Raw genomic sequence first — 18,369 nt, 5'->3', positions numbered from 1 at the left:
AGCACCGTCGACACCGTGCCCCATGCGGCGACGGCACCGAGGACGACGAGGATTGCGATGCTCATGAGTGTTCTGCCTTTCGTTGCTCCGACGTGTCTGCCAGGTTTGGCGATCCATCCGCCGGGATGCTCTGAACAACGTCCACTCTCGGGCTTTCTGTTCCTTAGGACAATCGCACTGTTCTTGGCCTGACGTGTAGCGTTCCTACATGGACGTGCGACGGCTGGAACTGCTCCGGGAGCTCTCGATGCGGCGCTCGATCACCGCGGTGGCGGCGGCGACGCACCGCACTCCCTCGGCGGTGTCGCAGCAGCTCAAGGTGCTCGAGCGCGAGGCGGGAGTGCCGCTGATCGAGCGCTCCGGGCGGGGTGTCGTGCTGACGGCGGCCGGCCGCGAGCTGGCCCGCAGCGCCACCGAGATCGCGACCGCTCTCGAGCGCGCCGATGCGGTCTGGCAGACGTTCAAGAACAACCCGATCGGCGAGGTGACGATCGCGACCTTCCCGACGGCCGGGCAGATGCTGCTGCCGGACGCGCTGGTCGCTCTGCGCAGCGTCGAGGGGCTCGTCGTGCACTGCGAGGACGCGGATCCGGGGACCGACGAGTTCCTCGATCTCACCGCCGACTTCGACATCGTCCTCGCGCACTCGCCCACCGGCCGCAGCGCCTGGGCCGGGCACGGGCTCGCGATGGCCGAGCTGATGGTCGAGCCGCTCGACATCGCCCTGCCGCTCGGCCACCGGCTCGCCGACCGCGCGACCGTCACGGCGGGCGATCTCGTCGGCGAGACCTGGATCGGCGTGCCCGACGGCTTCCCCTTCGAGCGGATCATGCAGGAGATCGAGACGACCTCGGGCGAGCCGGTCCGCGTCGAGCAGCGCTTCGCCTCGACCCGCGTGACGGAGGCGTTCGTCGCCGCCGGCCTCGGCATCGCCGTGGTCCCGCGCTACACCGCGGGCACGGCCGGCATCGTCGTGAAACCCCTCCGCGGCGTCAACTCCGTGCGCCACATCGTCGCCCTGATGCGCCCCGACCGCGCGGAACGCCTCTCCGTGCGGACCGTCGTCCGCGAGCTCCGCGCCCAGGCGGGCCGCCTCCTCCACTCCATGTGACCGCGGCTGCGGAGCCGCGATGCGGCACCCCCTCATGACTGACCGCGGAGCCGCGAGACGGCGCCCCCTCATGGCCGGCGTCGGAGCCGCGAAGCGGCGCCCCCCTCATGCTGGTCGAGTAGCCGCGCAGCGGCGTATCGAGACCCGACGTCCTCCAGAGCGGCGGCCTGCAGACCACCGTTCCGACGGTGGTGGATCTCGATACGCCGACTGCGTCGGCTACTCGATCAGCATGGTGCCGACCCTCGTCACGGCCACGGTGGATCTCGATACGCCGGCTCCGCCGGCTACTCGATCAGCATGCTGCGGCCCCGCCCCGTCTTGCGCGCTACCCGATCCGCCGCCGCCTCGCCACTCGGCCCGCGCCCGGCCGGGCACAGGGGACAATGGAGGCATGACCGATCCGCTCGACTCCTCGCCGCGCCCCGACGACGTCGAGATCACCCGCGAGGAGGTCGACGTCCGCCGCTCGCCGCGGGTCTGGCGCATCCTCGCGCTCGGCGCGGGCCTCGGCGCGATCGTCGCCTTCGTGCTCACCTTCGCGCTGCCCGAGACGGAGGGCTTCAGCCAGGCGCAGGTCTTCGGCTTCAGCCTGCTCCTGTTCGTGACGATCTTCGGCGGTCTCGCCGCTCTCGTCGTCGTGATCCTGGACCGGGTCGTCGGCCGCCGCGTCGTCCGCACCACCGCCGAGCGCACGGTCGCCCGCGAGACGGACATCGACGACGAGCCGACGGACGAGCTCGACGACTCGGACGTTACCCCGGACGAGAACGAGGCGCCCGGCACGGAGCCGGACGCCTCGAGGCGCTAGAGACGACGCTCTCCAGGCGCAGCGGTCAGCGGCGCTTGCGGCTGCTGCGGCTCGTCGAGCGCGCGGCGTTCTGCGTGGCGCGCTTGGCCTTCTGCGACTTCTTCAGGCGACCCGCGATGAACGTCAGGAGCAGGGGCAGCAGGCGGTAGATCACGGGGACTCCTCGTCTCGGGCGCACGGAGCGGCGCCCCACGATCATGGACGATCCGACGCCGCACGGCACCCCGTTGCGCGCACCCGGGCGCTGTGCCTGCCGGATGCGCGCCCTCCCAGCGTCAGCTCAGCTGCGTGCGCTCCACCCAGTCGAGGTACTCCGGCGTGACGGTGCCGGTGACGTACTCGCCGGTGAAGCAGCTGGTCTCGAGGTCGGTGACGTCCGAGCCCTCCAGGATCGCCGCCTTCATGTCGGCGACCTCCTGGTAGATCAGGTAGTCGGCGCCGATCGCCTCCGAGATCTCGGGGATCCGCCGGTTGTGTGCGACGAGCTCCTGCCGCGACGGCATGTTGATGCCGTAGACGTGCGGGTAGCGCACCGGCGGCGCCGCGGACGCGAAGGTGACGCTGTTCGCGCCGGCCGTGCGAGCCATGTCGACGATCTCCTTCGACGTCGTGCCGCGCACGATCGAGTCGTCGACGATCAGCACGTTCTTGCCCTTGAACTCGCTGGACATCGCGTTGAGCTTCTGCCGCACCGACTTCTTGCGCACCGCCTGCCCGGGCATGATGAACGTCCGGCCGACGTAGCGGTTCTTGTAGAAGCCCTCGCGGTACGGGATGCCCAGCTTCTGCGCGACCTGCATCGCGGCGGGGCGCGAGGAGTCCGGGATCGGCATGACCACGTCGATCGCGCCGCCCGGCGTGTACTCGGCGATGGTGTCGGCGAGGCGGTCGCCGAGGCGCAGCCGGGCCTCGTAGACCGAGATCCCGGAGAGGATCGAGTCGGGCCGCGCGAGGTAGACGTACTCGAACGAGCACGGGATGAGCCGCGGGTTCTTCGCGCACTGGCGGCTGGTCATCCGGCCGTCGGGGGTGATGAAGATCGCCTCGCCGGGAGCGACGTCCCGGACGATCTCGAAGCCCTGTGCCTCGAGGACGAGCGACTCGGAGGCGACCACCCAGTCGTCCGGCCCGTTGACGTTGAAGCGGCGGCCGACGATCAGCGGCCGGATGCCGAACGGGTCGCGGAACGCGAGCAGCCCGTGGCCGGCGATCAGCGCGATCGTGGCGTAGGAGCCCTCGACCCGCTCGTGCACGCGGGCGACCGCGTCGAACACCTCGTCCGCGTCGAGGTCGCGGCCGGAGATCGAGGCCTGCAGCTCGTTCGCGAGCACGTTGACCAGCAGCTCGGTGTCGGACGTGGTGTTGAGGTGGCGGCGATCGACGGTGAAGAGCTCCTCGGTGAGCTCGCGCGTGTTCGTCAGGTTGCCGTTGTGGATGAGGATGATGCCGTACGGCGCGTTCACGTAGAACGGCTGCGCCTCCTCCTCGCGCTCCGCGTTGCCCTTGGTGGCGTAGCGGACGTGCCCGAGGCCCATCGTGCCGAGCAGCGAGCGCATGTCGCGGGTGCGGAACGCCTCGCGGACCTGCCCCGCCGCCTTCTTGATGTGCAGCGTGCTGCCGTCGGCGGTCGCGATGCCGGTCGAGTCCTGGCCGCGGTGCTGCAGGAGGGAGAGGCTGTCGTAGATGGACTGGTTGACCGGCCCGGAGGACACGATCCCAACGATTCCGCACATGCCGGAGGGGCTCCCAAGGGGATAGCAGGGGGGATTGACGGTCCATCCTGGCACGCGGAGGACGCATCCCCTAACGGTTCGCTCCCGGCGGATCCGCCCGGGCGACGGCGCTCGCGGGTGGCGACGCGGGCGGATCGCACGGCGTCAGCAGCCGATCGAGGAGATGACGTACCCGCCGCCCACGTAGGACGGTCCGTGGTAGCCCCAGGCGTTCAGGTCGGTCGCGTTCGTGACTCCGGCGACGAGGGCGGGTTGCGAGCGGCCGGAGTTGTCGAGGTTGCCGCCCCAGGCGTAGACGGTCGCGTTCGAGGCGAGCGCCAGGTAGGTGCCGTCCGTGCTGAACACCTTCGTCAGGGTGACGCCCGCGGGGATCGTCCTCGCCTCCGTGCGGTAGGCGTTGCCGGCGGGCTGCGCGGCGAAGAACTGGGCGACCGTTCCCGCCGTGGTGGCGTACACGCCGCCGGTGTAGCCCTCGTAGGTCCAGGCGTTGGTCGTCGCGACGTTCTCGGCGCGCAGGATCCAGCCCGCGCCGCCGGGCGACGAGGTGAACGCGGCGCCCTGCGTCCACAGCTCGCCGGAGCCGGTGAGGGCGTAGACGGTGGACTGCCCGGCCTGGAACTCGACGATGTCCGCCGGAGCGCCGCCCAGGGCGGTGAGGGCGTGGCTGCCGTTCCAGGCGCTCACGCCGCCGTCGGCGCGGAGGATCCCGCCGCCGAAGACGAGGACGCCGTTGGCTCGGCGGTAGCTCCAGGTGCTGATCGCCGACGCACCGGCCGTGCCCGCGATGAGCGTGGCGGCGACCTGCTCGCCCGAGGTCGCGTTCGCCCACCAGTGCAGGCCGGTGCTCGTGAGGGCGTAGCTGTAGCCGTCGTTCGACTCCGCGGCGAGGACCGTGCCGGTGATGCCGGTCACCGCCACGACCGTGAGCGGCCCGGTGCCGGTCCCCGTGCGGTACCACTGGCGGACGGAGTCCGCTCCGGCTCCCGCGGCGATGCCACCGGCGGAGGTGTTGCCGGCCTGCACGCAGGTCCAGGTGTCGATGAACATCATGCCCGTCACCGCGGCTCCGGCGAACGTCAGGGTTCCGGGAGCCGTCACCGGGGCGCCGAGGTTCGCGCCCCAGTAGCGCACCCGGCCGTCGGCGGTCAGCACGGCGGCGTTCCGGCCGGCGCTGGCGGCGAGCTCGTCGCCGGAGATCGCGCCGTGGACGCCGTCGACGACTCCGGGCACGACGGCGGTGGAGAACGTCGGCTGCTGGTTCGCGCCGCCGGGGGAGCGCGTGAGCTCCACCACCTGGCCGGGGCTCGCGGTCACCGTCCCCGGCGCGTAGGCGATCGCCGTGCCGTAGGTGGCCGTGATCGTGTAGGAGCCCGCGGAGCCCGACGCCGCGAACGCCGGGACGGAGACGACGCCCTCCGTGCCGACCGCCACCACGGCGGAGCTCCCGCCGGCGGAGAAGCCGAGCCCGGGCGGGAGCGTCACGGTCACCGAGGCGCCCCTGGCTGCGGGAGACGTCCCGTCGAGGGCGCGGAAGAGCACGGTGCCGGCGGGCACGACGTCGCAGCGGACCGCCTCGAAGCCGGTGACGTCGAGCAGATCGGGCGGACCGACCGGCTCGGGCGGTGTCGAGGCGGCGGCGTGCGGCGCCGCGGTGACCATGGCGACGGTGGGGATCGTCCAGGCGGCGGCCGCCACGATCGAGCGCCGGCGGAGCGGCGAGCCGGACGGGGAGGCGGGGTCGGCCATCAGGTTTCCTCGGGGGTGCGGAGGACGGCGTGGATCGCGCTGCCGTCCAGGATGAAGAGGGGACGCGCCGAGCATGGCAACGCAACCATCTCGCCGTCACTCTCGATCCCGAGATCAACCCCTGAAGGGGGTGCGGTCCGCCCGAGCTCGATGCGGGGTGGTCGTCCCCGGCTGATCGCAGCGTCTGCACGGCGCGGCCCTTCGGTAGGGTCGTCGCGTGAGCAACGAGACGAGCAGCTACGCCCGCGCGGGAGTCGACACGGCGGCCGGGGACCTCGCCGTCGAGCTGATGAAGGCGGCGGTGTCCGCCACCCACGACCGCAATGTGCTGGGGGGAGTCGGCGGGTTCGCCGGCCTCTACGACGTCTCGTTCCTCAAGGACTTCCGGGCGCCGCTGCTCGCGACCTCGACCGACGGCGTCGGCACGAAGGTCGCCATCGCGCAGGCGATCGACAAGCACGACACCATCGGGCAGGACCTCGTCGGCATGGTCGTCGACGACATCGTCGTGGTCGGCGCCCGCCCGCTCTTCATGACCGACTACATCGCCTGCGGCAAGGTCGTCCCCGCGCGGATCGCGGACATCGTCGCGGGGATCGCCCGCGCCTGCTCGGCCACCGGGACCGCGCTCGTCGGCGGCGAGACCGCCGAGCACCCGGGGCTCCTCGGCCCGGACGACTACGACGTGGCCGGTGCGGCCGTCGGCGCGGTCGAGGCGGACGCGGTGCGCGGCGCCGACCGGGTGCGCGACGGCGACCTGGTGATCGCGATGGCCTCCTCCGGGCTGCACTCCAACGGCTACTCGCTCGTGCGCCACATCCTCGCCGAGAAGGGGATCCGCTTCACCGACACCTCCGCCGAGCTCGGGGGCGTCGTGGGCGAGGTGCTGCTCGAGCCGACCCGCCTCTACACGGCGCCGCTGCTCCGCGTGCTCGAGGACGACGCGCTCGGCGCGGGCGTGCACTCGATCAGCCACGTGACCGGCGGCGGGATCGCGGCGAACCTGGCGCGGGTGCTGCCGCGCGGCTCCTGGGTCGAGGTGGAGCGCTCCAGCTGGAGCCCGGCCGACGTGTTCCGGGCGCTCGCCGCGATGTCGGGGGCGACGCTGGAGAGCACCGAGGGCACCTGGAACCTCGGCATCGGGATGTTCGCCGTCGTCGACGCCGACGCGGCGCCCGCGGTCATCGCGGCGCTCGAGGCGTCGGGCGTGCCGTCCTGGGTCGCGGGCCGGGTGTCGCTGAGCGAGCGCTCGCTCGACGGCTTCGAGCAGGGCGCCAAGGGCGTCGACGGCGGCGCGGTGCGCCTGGTCGGCTCGTACGCGGGCTGACCGCGGGGCGGTCCGGCTCGACCTTCGGCTCGTGAATCGGGCTTCGGCTCGTCGGAATCGGCTGATCGGGCGTGCCGGAGGTGTTTTCGCGTGCCGGAGGTTCCGGCGGAGGACCTTCGGCACGTGAGACGGGCCTCGGCTGGCGGGAAGTCGCTGATCCGGCGTGCCCGGGGTGGTTTCGCGTGCCGGAGGTTCCGGCGGAGGACCGTCGGCACGTCGAACGGGCCTCGGCTCGTGGAAGTCGGCTGGTGTGGCGTGCCGGAGCTGGATCCGCGTGCCGGAGGTTCCGGCGGAGGGGCTTGGGCACGTCGAACGGGCCTCGGCTCGTGGAAGTCGGCTGGTGTGGCGTGCCGGAGCTGGATCCGCGTGCCGGAGGTTCCGGCGGAGGAGCTTGGGCACGTCGAACGGGCCTCGGCTCGTGGAAGTCGGCTGATGTGGCGTGCCGGAGCTGGATCCGCGTGCCGGAGGTTCCGGCGGAGGACCTTCGGCACGTGGAACGCGGCTGGGCACGTGGAGATCGGCTGATTCTGCGTGCCGGAGATGGTCTCGCGTGCCGGAGGTCCGACGGAGAAGCTTCGGCACGCGGAACGGGTCTCGGCTCGCCAGTATCGGCTGGTCCGGCGTGCCGGAGGTGGTTTCGCGTGCCGGAGGTGGGGCGGCGATCGGGCCCGCATCAGGCCGGGCGGTGGCGGCTCCGGGAGGGTCCCGCGCCCGGGGCGGCGGGCTGCGCGGGAGGGCGCCGGCGCTCGGGGGCGTGCGCCCGCTCCCAGGAGTGCTCGCGGCGGGTCAGCAGCCACGAGCCCCAGGCGCAGAGCAGGAAGGCGGCCGCCGTGGCGAGCAGCGCGGTGATCCAGGTCGCGGCGTCCCGGCTGACGAGGAGGTTCGCGGCGAGGATCAGCACGCCGAACGCGGCGCCGACGCTCGTCCCGGCGATGAAGGCGCCGCTCCGGCGGCTCATCGCGCGGACGGTGACCATGCCGGCGATCGCGCCGAGGCCTCCGACCGCGCCGAGGCCGGCGCCGGAGGCGACGCCCATCAGCATCCCGAAGCCGACCAGCGCGGAGGGGTCGAGCGCTCCGGCGGCGAGCGCGCTCGGGAGGTAGAGGGCCAGGGCGACCGCGGCTCCGACTGCGCCGCCGACGAGGACGGCGCCGATCAGCAGTGCGGCGGTCACGGACATGATCCGGGCGACCGGGCGCGCGGATCCTTCGGGTTCGAACATCGCGGCTCCATCGACGCGGACCTGCGGGTCGTTCCGCGGGTGGACTTCGGACACTACGCCTCCGACAGCCCTCGCGGGGTCGGCGCGGCGGAGTCCTCGCGGTGCGGCCAGGTCCTCGGGGCCGACGCTCGGGAGCGGTGGCCGATGCTGCGTCCTGCGGCGTCGCGGAGTGAGTGACGCCGGTCCGGCGGCGCGGACACAGCGGCCCGGACACAGCCCCGCGGACTCAGCCCCGCCGACTCAGCGAGGGCTCAGCGCCGCAGGGTCTCGCTCGGCAGCTCACCGAACCGCTTGGTGTAGTGCTGGGCGAACCGGCCGCCACTGATGAATCCCCAGTGAGCAGCCACGTCGCCGACGACGAGGGTCTGCGGGCCGCCGGCGACGAGCTCGTCGTGGGCGAGGTCGAGGCGCACGCCGCGCAGGTACTGCCGCGGCGTCATCGAGTAGGCGCGCTGGAAGGCGAGCTGGACGCCGCGCACGGTCAGTCCGGCGGCGTCGGCGATGTCGGCGACGCCGAGCGGCAGGTCGGCGTTCGCGTGCACGAACTCGACCGCCCGTCGCAGCCGCCGGGCGCTGACCGAGTGCGGTGCGGAGGGCAGCGGGACGACCCGGTGCGCGAAGGCCTGCAGCACGGCCGCGGCGGCGACCTGCGACGCGGATTCGCGCTGCAGCGACGAGGGGGCCTTCACTCCGGTGAGCGTGTCGCGGAGCACCCGCACCGCCGCCCACCAGGGGGCGGGCGAGTGCGCGAGCGGGGCGAAGCGGATCGGGCCGGGCGTGGTGCCGTGCAGCTCGGCGGCGGCGCGCTCCAGGTAGGCGGAGTCGAAGTGGACCAGCGCGTCGCGGTACTCGCTCGTCTCGAAGCCGAACGGGCGGCCGGAGGGGAACATCGCCGGCCGGCCGGTCACCAGCCGGTTCTCGTCGCGGCCGAGGTCAAGGCTCGCCCGGCCGTCGTTGAGCCAGAGCACGATGTAGACGCCGGTGGGCTCGACCGTGCCGCGCACCGAGCCGAGGAAGGAGGCCGCGTGCAGGCTCACGGGGCCCGGGCCGGTCGACGCGTAGCGGTAGGCGAACGGGACGCTGGTGTGCTCGGCGCGGAAGCCCGACCCGTTGTAGCCGCGGGAGTAGAACGCGCGCGCCTCGTCGAGGTCGCGACCGCGCGTCTCCGAGTGCCACACGGGCGACGGCGCGGACGCGGGCTTCATCTCGACATCCTGGCAGCGATGACCGGCATCGTCCGCGACCGGGCGGTCGGCGCGCTCACGAGCCGAGCCCCCGGTCCAGCCAGAAGAGCCCGAGCGCGGCGACGTCGGAGGTGCCGACGATCGCGCCGGAGCGGACCATCGCCGCCACCTCGGCGTCCGGGAACCACTGCTGCCGCATGTCCTGCTCGGTCTCCTCGCGCTCGGGCTCGCCGTGCTCGAGGTCCTCGGCGAGGAAGACGTCGAACGACTGCGCGACGAACCCGTCGGCCTCGCTGAGCCGGCCGAGCGGTCGGAGTCGTCCGGCGCGCAGGCCGGTCTCCTCGCGCAGCTCGGCACGCGCGAGCGCCTCGGCGTCGCCGCCGGGCGAGTCGTGCGGCCAGCCGCCGGACGGGAACTCCCAGGTGCGGCGGCCGATCGGGTAGCGGTACTGCTCGACCAGCCAGAAGCCGTCGCGCTCGCGCGGGACGATCAGCGCGTAGTCGGCGCGCTCGACGACGGAGTAGACGCCTTCGACGCCGCCGGGCCAGCGCACCTCGTCCTCGCGGACGCGGATCCACGGGGTCTCGTACGCGACACGGGTGGAGAGCTGCTCGACGCGGCCGTGCTGCCCGGACTGCTCTGAAAGCGCAGGCTGCTCCGGAAGCGGAGACCGCTCCGGGAACGCAGAAGCCGCGGGGTCGCTCGACTGGAGCGGCCCCGCGGCGGAGGAGGGATCAGGCACGCTTCTGGTGCTGCTCCTCGACGAGGTCGGTGTCGTCGCCCTCGTCCTCATCGTCGATCCACTTCGAGTAGTCCGGCTCGTCCGGGTGGCTGAGCTCGCGCTCGAGCGCACTGTAATCGACCGTTGGGCTGAACGACTTCAGCTCCCGAGCGATCTTGGTGTTCTTTGCCTTCTGACGGCCGCGCCCCATGGGTGACCCCCTCACGATGACAGGCCAGACGGGCGGTGAGCCGGCTGGAGAAAAAGAAGCAGACAGGAAGTATGAAATCTAGCCGGTAGTTTAGCAGACGAGGCACCGGCCCCCCTGTGCGCGAGCAGCGGAGTGAGCGGCGCCTCCCGACCGCGTGGGGAGCACCGTGGACAGTGCGCTCGATCCGCGGCCCGTCGTCGTGGTCGGCGCCGGTCAGGCGGGGCTCTCGGTCGCCTACTACCTCCGCCGTCTGGGCCTGCGCCCGGGCGTCGACTTCGTCGTCCTGGACCGCGGGCCGCGCGCCGGCGGTGCCTGGCAGTTCCGCTGGGAGGCGCTCCGGCTCGGCTCCGCGCACCGCGTGCACGACCTGCCCGGGATGGACCGGCTCGGCCTGTCCTTCGCGACCGCGGACCGCCGCCGGCCCGCGCGCGACGTCGTCACGGAGTACTACGAGGCCTACGAGAGCGCCTACGAGCTCGCCGTCCGACGGCCGGTGGCGGTGCGCGGCGTCAGCAGTGCGACGATCGGCGACAGGACGGCACCGCTCGTCGTGGAGACCGACGCCGGCAGCGAGCGCGCCCGGATCCTCGTCAACGCCACCGGGACCTGGGGCTCGCCGTTCCTGCCGTACTACCCGGGCCGGGACGACTTCGAGGGCGTCCAGATCGACACGACCGAGTACCTGCGCGCCGCCGACTTCGCCGGGCAGCAGGTGATCGTGGTCGGCGGCGGGACCTCCGCGATCGGCTTCCTCCTCGAGCTGGAGCGGGTCGCGCGCTCGCTGACCTGGGCGACGCGGCGACCGGTGGTCTACCGGGACGGCGAGCAGCTCGCGCTGGAGTCGGCGGTGGAGGCGGTGGCCGAGCAGGACCGCGCGGCGCGGGCCGGCCGCGCGCTGCCGAGCATCGTCGGCGGGACCGGGGTGCAGCGCACGCGCCGGGTCGTGGCGGGCATCGAGCGCGGCGTGCTGCACGAGCGCGGCATGTTCTCCTCGATCGAGCCGCACGGGGTGCGCTGGCCGGACGGCTCCTACACCCGCGCCGACGCGATCATCTGGGCGACGGGATTCCGTCCTGAGCTGCGGCACCTCGCGCCGCTCGGCCTGCGCGAGCGCGAGGGCGGCGTGGCGGTCGAGGACGGCGCGTCGCTCACGGACCCCCGGGTCTTCTTCGCGGGCTACGGGCCGACGGCCTCGACGATCGGCGCGAACCGCTCCGGCCGGCGGATCGCCCGCGCCGTCGTGGCGCGGCTGTCCTGACGGCGGCGCGGCCCGGTGAGGCGGCGCCCTAGCATGCTGGTCGAGTAGCCCCGGAGGGGCGTATCGAGACCCATCGTCGTCAGGACGGTGGTCTGCAGGGTCTGTGTCCTGGCGGTGGTGGATCTCGATACACCCGCTGCGCGGGCTCCTCGATCTGCATGGGCTTGCCCGCTGCGCGGGCTACTCGATCAGCAAAAAACGGCGCGGGCCGCTCATTCGGCGAGGGCGGCGCGGGCCGCTCGGTCGGCAGAGAAGGCGCGGGCATCCGCCGCTCAGTGGGCGTCGCGCCAGTCGATGGGGACGACGGAGCCGCGGTAGCGGATCCCGTCGATGCGGATCGAGCCGGCGAGGGCGGGCGTGATCGGGGCGACGACGAGCGTCGAGCCGCCGGGCGCGAGGCCGAGGGCGGCCGAGAGCACGGCGATCGAGGCGGCGGCCGACCAGGCCTGCGGGCGGCAGGCGGCGGGGTACGGGACGGGGGCCGCCACCTCGGCGGCGGCGTCGCCGGAGTGCAGCTCGGGCATCCGGTAGCCGAAGCCCTCGGCAGCGGCGAGCAGTCCGCGGGAGAGGGCGGTCGCCTCCGCGCCGAAGCCCTCGCGGGCGAGCCCGGTGACGGCGATCGCGGTGTCGTGGGCCCAGACCGAGCCGCCGTGGTACGAGAGCGGCCAGTAGCCGCCGGAGTCGGTCGACAGGGTGCGCAGCCCGTAGCCCGAGTCGAGCTCGGGGGAGCCGAGCAGCTGTGCCACGCGGGCCGCCTGCTCGGGCTCGAGGATCCCGGTGCCGAGCAGGTGGCCGATGTTGCTGGTGACGGTGTCGACCGGGCGCTTCTGCGCGTCCAGCGCGATCGCGGGGTGCCCGCCGTCCGCGTCGTCGATCCAGAAGGCGCCGGTGAAGCGGCCCTTGAGCGCGGCGGCGTAGGCGCGCCACTCCGCTCCGTCGCGGCCGAAGTGCTCGAGCAGCGCCGCGCCGCCGACCGCCGCCTCGTGGGCGTAGGCCTGCACCTCGCAGAGCGCGATCGGCCCGTCGGCGAGGCTGCCGTCGCGCCACTGGATCGAGTCGCCCGAGTCCTTCCAGCCCTGGTTCGCGAGGCCGTGGCCGGTGGTGTCGACGTACTCGAGGAATCCGTCGCCGTCGGAGTCGCCCTCGTCGCGGAGCCAGCGCAGCGCGGCCTCGAGCGCCGGCAGCATCGCCTCGACCTCCTCGTCCGCGAGACCCCAGCGCCAGGCGTCGTGCAGCAGGCAGACCCAGAGCGCGGTCGCGTCGACGGTGCCGAAGTAGAGCGGCGGCAGCGAGACGCCCTCACCCGGGATCTCGAGGGTCGTCGAGCGCAGCTCGTGCATGATCTTGCCCGGCTGCTCGGCCGTCTCGGCGACGTGCTCGGTGCCCTGCAGCCCCGCGAGGACCCGCAGGGTCGAGGCGGCCAGCTCCGTGCCGAGCGGGAGGAGCATCCGCGCCGCCCAGATCGAGTCGCGGCCGAAGAGCGTGAAGAACCAGGGCGCGCCGGCGGCGAGGAACGGCTCGTCCGGCCGCTCCAGGGTCACCATCCGCAGCGCGTCGAGGTCGTCGAGCGCGGCCCGGCACCAGGAGGCGAGTCGCGAGTCGCCGGCGTCGACGACGACGCCGGCCCACTCCGCGGGGCCGGGGGCGGCGCCGACGACGGCCGCGGAGTCGGTCATCGCGATGCTCCAGGCGACCTCGACCGAGCCGCGGGCCGGGACGACGACGTCCCAGGAGAGCGTCCCGCCGGGGGAGACCGCGGCGCCCTCGGCGCGCACCTCGGCACGGGCGCCCGCGTGCGTCCAGACCAGGGAAGAACCGTCGACGGCTGTCGCCACCGCGGTCTCGTCGCGCAGCCCCCCCTTCACCACGTGCACGAGCGAGAAATCGGGATCGAGGGCCAGCTCGACCGTGGTGGCGACGGCGTCGGGCAGCGCCGACTCGAGGCGGATCCGCTCCTCGAGCCCGCCGGCGGTGACCGTGCGGAGTCGGACGACGCGCAGGCGCGGGTCGGCGGCGTCGTCGTCGAGGTGGCGCGCGAGGGCGGTGAAGCGGGCGGAGGAGGCGCCGTCGCGGCCGACCGCGATCGACTCGAGCGGCTCGCCGCCGACGAGCAGGCGCAGGCCCGCCAGGACGCGGACGTCGCCGTGGTAGAGCCCGTGCGCGGGCAGCGCGCCGAGCTCGCCGGCGTCGTCGCTCCAGAGCTGGGTGGGGGCCCGGAGCAGGACGACGGCGTCGTTCAGCAGGGGCTGCCGGGGCGGGCGGGGGCGGTCGTCGTGGTCGGTCGTCACGGTCGACTCCTCACTGGATCGTCGGTACTGGAGCGTACGGCCGGTTGACAGCGCCGTCGCCGCAAGTAACATTACCCAGGAATTTGATCGATCAAATAACTCGGTCCGCCGAGATTTGAACGATCAAGCCCGAGCACCGCACCACCGTACATCCGTCGAGGAGGACGCATGGCACTGCCGACCGTCGAGGACGTCGCCCGCGCAGCCGGTGTCTCGCGCCAGACCGTCTCGAACGTGCTGAACAGCCCGCAGATCGTGCGCGAGAGCACGCGGGAGCGGGTGGAGAAGGCGATCGGCGACCTCAACTACCGGCCGCACGCCTCCGCCCGGCGCCTGCGCACCCGCAAGTCGGGGACGATCGGCGTGCGGATGGACCGGGTGCTCGACGGCGTCTCCGGCAGCCTGCTCGACCGCTTCCTGCACGCCGTCACCGAGCAGGCCGACGCCCGCGGCATGCGGATCCTGCTCTACACGGCGGCGAGCCCCGAGGAGGAGATCGAGCGGATCGGCAAGCTCCGCGACGGCGCCGACGTCGACGCCTTCGTGCTCACCTCGACCTTCTACGGCGACCAGCGCACGGCCTGGCTGATCGAGCAGGGCGTCCCGTTCGTCACCTTCGGCCGCCCCTGGGGGCTCGACGACCAGGGCGACCCGCAGCACCTCTGGGTCGACGTCGACGGCGCCGCGGGCGTCGCGCAGGCCACCGCGCATCTGGCCGACGAGGGCTGCTCCCGGATCGCCTTCTTCGGCTGGCCGGACGGCTCGGCGACCGGCGACGACCGCCGCAGCGGCTGGGAGCGGGTGATGGCGGAGCGCTTCGCCGGCGTGCCGCTGCTCGTTGCGGAGGCCGAGGACGACGTGCAGCGCGCGCGCTCCGCGGCGATCGCCTTCCTCGAGGCGCACGCCGGCGTCGACGGGCTCGTCTGCGTCTCCGACTCCCTCGCCCTCGGCGCCTCGATGGCGGCCGTCGCGGTCGGCCGGCCGAGCCTTGCGATCGTCGGCTTCGACAACACGCCGGTCGCCGGCGCCGTCGGCCTCTCCAGCGTCGAGCAGGACCTCGGCGCGGTCGCGGCCGGCGCCCTCGAGCTCCTCCTCGGCGAGCAGGGCGACGACGTCGTCCACCGCCCCCTCGCACCGGGGGAGGCGCACCGCCTCATCACGCCGCACCTCGTCGTGCGCACCCCGCTCCACCACTCCGAGAGCTGACGCCGCACACCGGGCGCCACCTTCCCCCACGACTCCCCACGACTCCCTCCCGAAACCCATGAAAGGTCAGAACATGACACACAGCACCAGAACGGCACGCTGGGGTGCCGCGGTCCTCGCCGGCGGCCTCGCCCTCTCGCTCGGCGCCTGCTCCAGCGGCGGAGGAGGCGGGTCGGACGACTCCGCCGGCCTCACCGTGATGATCGGCTCGTCCGGCGACGCCGAGACCACCGCCGTCACCGACGCCGTGACCGCCTGGGGCGAGGCGAACGACACCGCCGTCGACGTCGTCGCCGCCAGCGACCTCACGCAGCAGCTCGGCCAGGGCTTCTCGGGCGGCAACCCGCCCGACCTCTTCTACATGAGCTGGGACCAGTTCCAGACCTACGCGAGCAACCGCTACCTCGAGCCCTACGCGCAGGACGCGGACGACGCCGACGCCTTCTACCCGGCGCTGCGCGACGCCTTCACCTACGACGACCAGTTCTACTGCGAGCCCAAGGACTTCTCGACGCTCGGCCTCGTGATCAACACCGACCTCTGGGCGGCCGCGGGCCTGAGCGACGCGGACGTCCCGACCGACTGGGCGTCGCTCCAGTCCGCCGCGCAGAAGCTGACCGCGAACGGGGTGACCGGGCTCTCCTTCGGCCCCGAGTACGCCCGCATCGGCACCTTCATGAACCAGGCCGGCGGCTCGCTGCTCTCCGAGGACGGCACCACCGTCACCGCGGACACCCCCGAGAACGTCGCGGGCCTCACCGAGGTGAAGACCCTGCTGAGCGACGGCGTGCTGAAGTTCCCGGCCGACCTCGACTCCGGCTGGTCCGGCGAGGCGTTCGGCAAGGGCGCGGCCGCGATGGTGATCGAGGGCCCGTGGATCAACGGTGCGCTCGAGGCCGACTACCCGGATGTGAACTACACGGTCGCCGAGCTGCCCGCGGGCCCCGGCGGGAAGTCGACCTTCACCTTCAGCAACTGCTGGGGCATCCCGGCCGGCAGCACCACGGCCGACCAGGCGGAGTCGCTCGTCGCGTCGCTCACCTCGGACGAGCAGCAGCTCGCCTTCTCGGACGCGTTCGGCGTGATCCCCTCGACCGAGTCGGGCGCGGCGGAGTACGCGAGCAAGTACCCCGAGAACGCCGCCTTCGTCACCGGCAACGACTACGCCGTCAGCCCGGTCGCCTTCGCCGGCGCCGCCACCGTGATCACCGACTTCAACTCGGCCCTCGAGGGCCTGGCGTCGGGCGACCCGGAGGCGATCCTCGCGGACCTGCAGACCAACCTGCAGGACGCGCTCGACACCGCGAACGCGAAGTAGCGCGGGACGACGCCGATGAGCACCGCCACCGCCGCCCGGAGCCGCCGCTCCGGCATCCGCGGGAACGAGGCCCGCTACGGCTGGCTGTTCACCCTCCCCGCGATCCTCGTCGTCGGCGTCTTCCTGGTCGTCCCGATCGCCCTCGCGCTCTGGGTGAGCGTCAGCAACTGGAACGGCCTCGGCTCGCCGCTGGGCCCGACCGCGCAGTTCGTCGGCACCGACAACTACCGGGCGGTGCTCCTGGACTCCGGGCTGGCGCAGAAGGACTTCGGCACGGCGATCCGCAACAACGTCTACTACGTGCTGCTCGTCGTGCCGCTGCAGACCGCGCTCGCGCTGTTCCTGGCGGTGCAGGTCAACCGCCGGGTGCTGCGCGGGCGCGGCTTCTTCCGCACCGCGTTCTACTTCCCCTCGGTGACCTCGTCGATCGCGATCACCGTGATCTTCCTGTTCCTCTTCAGCGCCTCGGGCGTCGTGAACGCGGTGCTCGGCTGGTTCGGCGCCGACGGCCCGACCTGGATGGCGGACCCGACCGGGGTGCTGCACTCGCTGCTCGGGCTCGTCGGCGTCGACGGCAGCTGGTTCGCCAGCGGCGCCCCGCTGGGGCTGACCTGGTGGGACTGGCTGTCCGGTCCGTCGGTCGCGATGTGCGTGCTGATCACCATGGCGATCTTCACCACCTCGGGCACCTTCATGCTGCTGTTCCTCGCGGCGCTTCAGAACATCGGCGCCGAGATCGATGAGGCGGCGCTGATGGACGGCGCGGGGCCGCTGCGGAAGTTCTTCTCGGTGACCCTGCCGATGCTGAAGCCGACGCTGTTCACCGTGCTGACCCTGGGGTTGATCGGCACCTGGCAGGTGTTCGACCAGATCTACCTCACCGGCGGCGGGGCTCCGGGCAAGACGCTGCTCACGCCGGCGTACCTCGCCTACGAGTCGTCGTTCACCGACCTCCGCTGGGGCCAGGGCGCGGCGATCGCCTTCATCCTGTTCTTCATCATCGTCGTCCTGACGCTGCTGCAGCGCGCGATCCTCCGCGAGAAGGGCGAGCCGAGCGCCCGCCGGACCCGCCGGGCCGCCCGCGCGGACGCCGCGACGACCCTCACGACGGGAGGAGTGCGATGAGCACCCTGGTCGACTCCGAGCCGCGCACCGAGGCGGAGCCGCCGCCCCAGGCGCCGCTGCCGCACCGCCGAGTGCAGCTCGGTGCCCGCGGCCGCGCCTCGCTTATCGGCGGCTACCTGCTGCTGATCGGCCTCGCGCTGGTCTACATCTACCCGTTCCTGATCTCGGTGGCGTCGTCGTTCAAGACCGACGCCGACGCGACCTCGAACCCGCTGTCGCTGCTGCCGGCGACCTGGTCGTTCGCCTCCTACGAGCGGCTGTTCACCGACGTGCCGCTGCCGCTCTGGACGCTGAACTCGGTGATCGTGACCGTCTTCGTCACGGTCGGGCGGGTGTTCTTCGACTCGCTCGCGGGCTACGCGCTCTCGCGGCTGCGCTTCCGCGGTCGCGGGCTGCTCTTCGCGCTGTTCATCGGCGTGATGAGCGTGCCCGCGGTGGTGCTGCTGATCCCGCGGTTCCTCATCCTCAAGCAGCTCGGGCTCTACGACAGCTACGCGGGGATGATCGTGCCGCTGATCGTCGACGCGGCGGGCATCTTCATCATGAAGCAGTTCTTCGACTCGATCCCCCTGTCGATCGAGGAGGCCGCGCGGATCGACGGGGCCGGCGTCTTCCGGACGTTCCGCTCGATCGTGGTGCCCATGGCGCGGCCGGCGATCGTGACGCTGTTCATCCTGTCGTTCCAGGGCTCGTGGAACGAGTTCTCGCACTTCGTCGTCTCGCGGCAGTCGCCGGAGCTGAACACGCTGACGACCGGAGTCGCCTCGCTGGTCTCCGGGCAGCTGGGCACGGGCAACCAGTACCCGCTGCAGCTGGCCGCGGCGGTGCTGATGTCGATCCCGGTCGCGGTGCTCTTCTTCGTCTTCCAGCGCCGGATCATGAACACCACGGAGGGCGCGGAGAAGGGCTGACGCCGAGGGCGCGCACGGCGCGCTGTGCTCCCGGGTCTCGATACGCCGCGTGCCGCGGCTACTCGACCAGCATGAACCTCCCTGCGCCCGTCGAAGCTGCTCGACCGGCATGGACGTCGCCGCGCCCGTCAGGGCTGATGGAGCAGCGCGAGCAGCGCGGCCTCCATGCTGATCGAGTAGCGCGCGCAGCGCGCGTA

The 18,369-nt window shown here is 72.7% G+C and carries 16 protein-coding genes; 8 read left to right on the top strand and 8 right to left on the bottom strand.

Annotated elements, in window-relative coordinates; all coding sequences use genetic code 11:
• The first annotated feature begins 208 nt into the window (after window positions 1-208).
• Both EDF45_RS19550 and EDF45_RS19545 read left to right on the top strand, forming a co-directional pair.
• On the top strand, window positions 209-1,111 hold the full coding sequence (locus EDF45_RS19550; protein ID WP_123448058.1) for a LysR family transcriptional regulator: 903 nt from the start codon (window positions 209-211) through the stop codon (window positions 1,109-1,111).
• Between the two features lie 394 nt (window positions 1,112-1,505).
• Window positions 1,506-1,922: a hypothetical protein gene (locus EDF45_RS19545; protein ID WP_123737667.1), complete on the top strand. Its 417-nt coding sequence runs from the start codon at window positions 1,506-1,508 to the stop codon at window positions 1,920-1,922.
• Between the two features lie 25 nt (window positions 1,923-1,947).
• On the opposite strand, the gene EDF45_RS21845 is transcribed toward EDF45_RS19545, so the two are convergent.
• From EDF45_RS21845 to EDF45_RS19535, 3 genes are all read right to left on the bottom strand, one after another.
• Window positions 1,948-2,076: a hypothetical protein gene (locus tag EDF45_RS21845; RefSeq protein WP_260303555.1), complete on the bottom strand. Its 129-nt coding sequence runs from the start codon at window positions 2,074-2,076 to the stop codon at window positions 1,948-1,950.
• A gap of 121 nt (window positions 2,077-2,197) precedes the next feature.
• Complete coding sequence (gene purF, locus EDF45_RS19540) at window positions 2,198-3,655, bottom strand: amidophosphoribosyltransferase (protein ID WP_123448060.1); 1,458 nt, start codon at window positions 3,653-3,655, stop codon at window positions 2,198-2,200.
• 144 nt (window positions 3,656-3,799) lie between these two features.
• A complete protein-coding gene (locus EDF45_RS19535) occupies window positions 3,800-5,401 on the bottom strand; it encodes a hypothetical protein (RefSeq protein WP_123737668.1) in 1,602 nt (533 codons plus the stop codon).
• A 217-nt stretch (window positions 5,402-5,618) separates the two neighbouring features.
• Here EDF45_RS19535 and purM point away from each other — a divergent pair, with 217 nt between their 5' ends.
• The gene (gene purM, locus EDF45_RS19530; protein ID WP_123737669.1) at window positions 5,619-6,728 is read left to right on the top strand and encodes a phosphoribosylformylglycinamidine cyclo-ligase; all 1,110 of its coding nucleotides are present in this window, start codon (window positions 5,619-5,621) and stop codon (window positions 6,726-6,728) included.
• A 673-nt stretch (window positions 6,729-7,401) separates the two neighbouring features.
• On the opposite strand, the gene EDF45_RS19525 is transcribed toward purM, so the two are convergent.
• From EDF45_RS19525 to EDF45_RS19510, 4 genes are all read right to left on the bottom strand, one after another.
• Window positions 7,402-7,950 (bottom strand): hypothetical protein, encoded by a 549-nt coding sequence (locus EDF45_RS19525; protein WP_148060352.1) that lies wholly within the window; start codon window positions 7,948-7,950, stop codon window positions 7,402-7,404.
• 251 nt (window positions 7,951-8,201) lie between these two features.
• Window positions 8,202-9,155 (bottom strand): helix-turn-helix transcriptional regulator, encoded by a 954-nt coding sequence (locus EDF45_RS19520; RefSeq protein ID WP_123737671.1) that lies wholly within the window; start codon window positions 9,153-9,155, stop codon window positions 8,202-8,204.
• A gap of 55 nt (window positions 9,156-9,210) precedes the next feature.
• On the bottom strand, window positions 9,211-9,876 hold the full coding sequence (locus EDF45_RS19515) for an NUDIX hydrolase (RefSeq protein WP_243582162.1): 666 nt from the start codon (window positions 9,874-9,876) through the stop codon (window positions 9,211-9,213).
• Window positions 9,869-10,066, bottom strand: a complete 198-nt coding sequence (locus tag EDF45_RS19510) for a DUF3073 domain-containing protein (protein WP_123448069.1) — start codon at window positions 10,064-10,066, stop codon at window positions 9,869-9,871. Before EDF45_RS19510 ends, EDF45_RS19515 begins: the two co-directional genes overlap by 8 nt.
• Before the next feature lie 166 nt (window positions 10,067-10,232).
• On the opposite strand from EDF45_RS19510, the gene EDF45_RS19505 reads away from it, so the two are divergent.
• Window positions 10,233-11,324, top strand: a complete 1,092-nt coding sequence (locus EDF45_RS19505; protein ID WP_243624159.1) for an NAD(P)-binding domain-containing protein — start codon at window positions 10,233-10,235, stop codon at window positions 11,322-11,324.
• A gap of 272 nt (window positions 11,325-11,596) precedes the next feature.
• On the opposite strand, the gene EDF45_RS19500 is transcribed toward EDF45_RS19505, so the two are convergent.
• Window positions 11,597-13,612 (bottom strand): glycogen debranching N-terminal domain-containing protein, encoded by a 2,016-nt coding sequence (locus tag EDF45_RS19500; RefSeq protein ID WP_260312380.1) that lies wholly within the window; start codon window positions 13,610-13,612, stop codon window positions 11,597-11,599.
• Window positions 13,613-13,780: 168 nt separating this feature from the next.
• Between EDF45_RS19500 and EDF45_RS19495 the strand changes: the two genes are divergently transcribed.
• The 4 genes from EDF45_RS19495 (at window position 13,781) to EDF45_RS19480 (ending at window position 18,172) form a co-directional block, all read left to right on the top strand.
• The gene (locus EDF45_RS19495; RefSeq protein ID WP_123741051.1) at window positions 13,781-14,818 is read left to right on the top strand and encodes a LacI family DNA-binding transcriptional regulator; all 1,038 of its coding nucleotides are present in this window, start codon (window positions 13,781-13,783) and stop codon (window positions 14,816-14,818) included.
• Window positions 14,819-14,891: 73 nt separating this feature from the next.
• Entirely contained in the window at window positions 14,892-16,136 is a 1,245-nt protein-coding gene (locus EDF45_RS19490) for an extracellular solute-binding protein (protein WP_123741050.1), read from the top strand.
• Between the two features lie 15 nt (window positions 16,137-16,151).
• Window positions 16,152-17,261 (top strand): carbohydrate ABC transporter permease, encoded by a 1,110-nt coding sequence (locus tag EDF45_RS19485; protein ID WP_123741049.1) that lies wholly within the window; start codon window positions 16,152-16,154, stop codon window positions 17,259-17,261.
• The gene (locus EDF45_RS19480) at window positions 17,258-18,172 is read left to right on the top strand and encodes a carbohydrate ABC transporter permease (protein ID WP_123706320.1); all 915 of its coding nucleotides are present in this window, start codon (window positions 17,258-17,260) and stop codon (window positions 18,170-18,172) included. Before EDF45_RS19485 ends, EDF45_RS19480 begins: the two co-directional genes overlap by 4 nt.
• Window positions 18,173-18,369 lie beyond the last annotated feature (197 nt).

It is taken from the genome of Rathayibacter sp. PhB186 (assembly GCF_003751825.1).
Classification (GTDB): domain Bacteria; phylum Actinomycetota; class Actinomycetes; order Actinomycetales; family Microbacteriaceae; genus Rathayibacter; species Rathayibacter festucae.
The sequence above is the reverse complement of the archived record's forward strand: the minus strand, read 5'-3'. Positions and strand labels throughout refer to the sequence as shown.

Excerpts from the sequence above, each read along its gene's own strand:
- EDF45_RS19550 (WP_123448058.1), top strand. The coding sequence starts at position 209 with ATGGACGTGCGACGGCTGGAACTGCTCCGGGAGCTCTCGATGCGGCGC.
- EDF45_RS19545 (WP_123737667.1), top strand. The coding sequence starts at position 1,506 with ATGACCGATCCGCTCGACTCCTCGCCGCGCCCCGACGACGTCGAGATC.
- purF (WP_123448060.1), bottom strand. The coding sequence starts at position 3,655 with ATGTGCGGAATCGTTGGGATCGTGTCCTCCGGGCCGGTCAACCAGTCC.
- EDF45_RS19535 (WP_123737668.1), bottom strand. The coding sequence starts at position 5,401 with ATGGCCGACCCCGCCTCCCCGTCCGGCTCGCCGCTCCGCCGGCGCTCG.
- EDF45_RS19525 (WP_148060352.1), bottom strand. The coding sequence starts at position 7,950 with ATGTTCGAACCCGAAGGATCCGCGCGCCCGGTCGCCCGGATCATGTCC.
- EDF45_RS19520 (WP_123737671.1), bottom strand. The coding sequence starts at position 9,155 with ATGAAGCCCGCGTCCGCGCCGTCGCCCGTGTGGCACTCGGAGACGCGC.
- EDF45_RS19510 (WP_123448069.1), bottom strand. The coding sequence starts at position 10,066 with ATGGGGCGCGGCCGTCAGAAGGCAAAGAACACCAAGATCGCTCGGGAG.
- EDF45_RS19495 (WP_123741051.1), top strand. The coding sequence starts at position 13,781 with ATGGCACTGCCGACCGTCGAGGACGTCGCCCGCGCAGCCGGTGTCTCG.
- EDF45_RS19490 (WP_123741050.1), top strand. The coding sequence starts at position 14,892 with ATGACACACAGCACCAGAACGGCACGCTGGGGTGCCGCGGTCCTCGCC.
- EDF45_RS19485 (WP_123741049.1), top strand. The coding sequence starts at position 16,152 with ATGAGCACCGCCACCGCCGCCCGGAGCCGCCGCTCCGGCATCCGCGGG.
- EDF45_RS19480 (WP_123706320.1), top strand. The coding sequence starts at position 17,258 with ATGAGCACCCTGGTCGACTCCGAGCCGCGCACCGAGGCGGAGCCGCCG.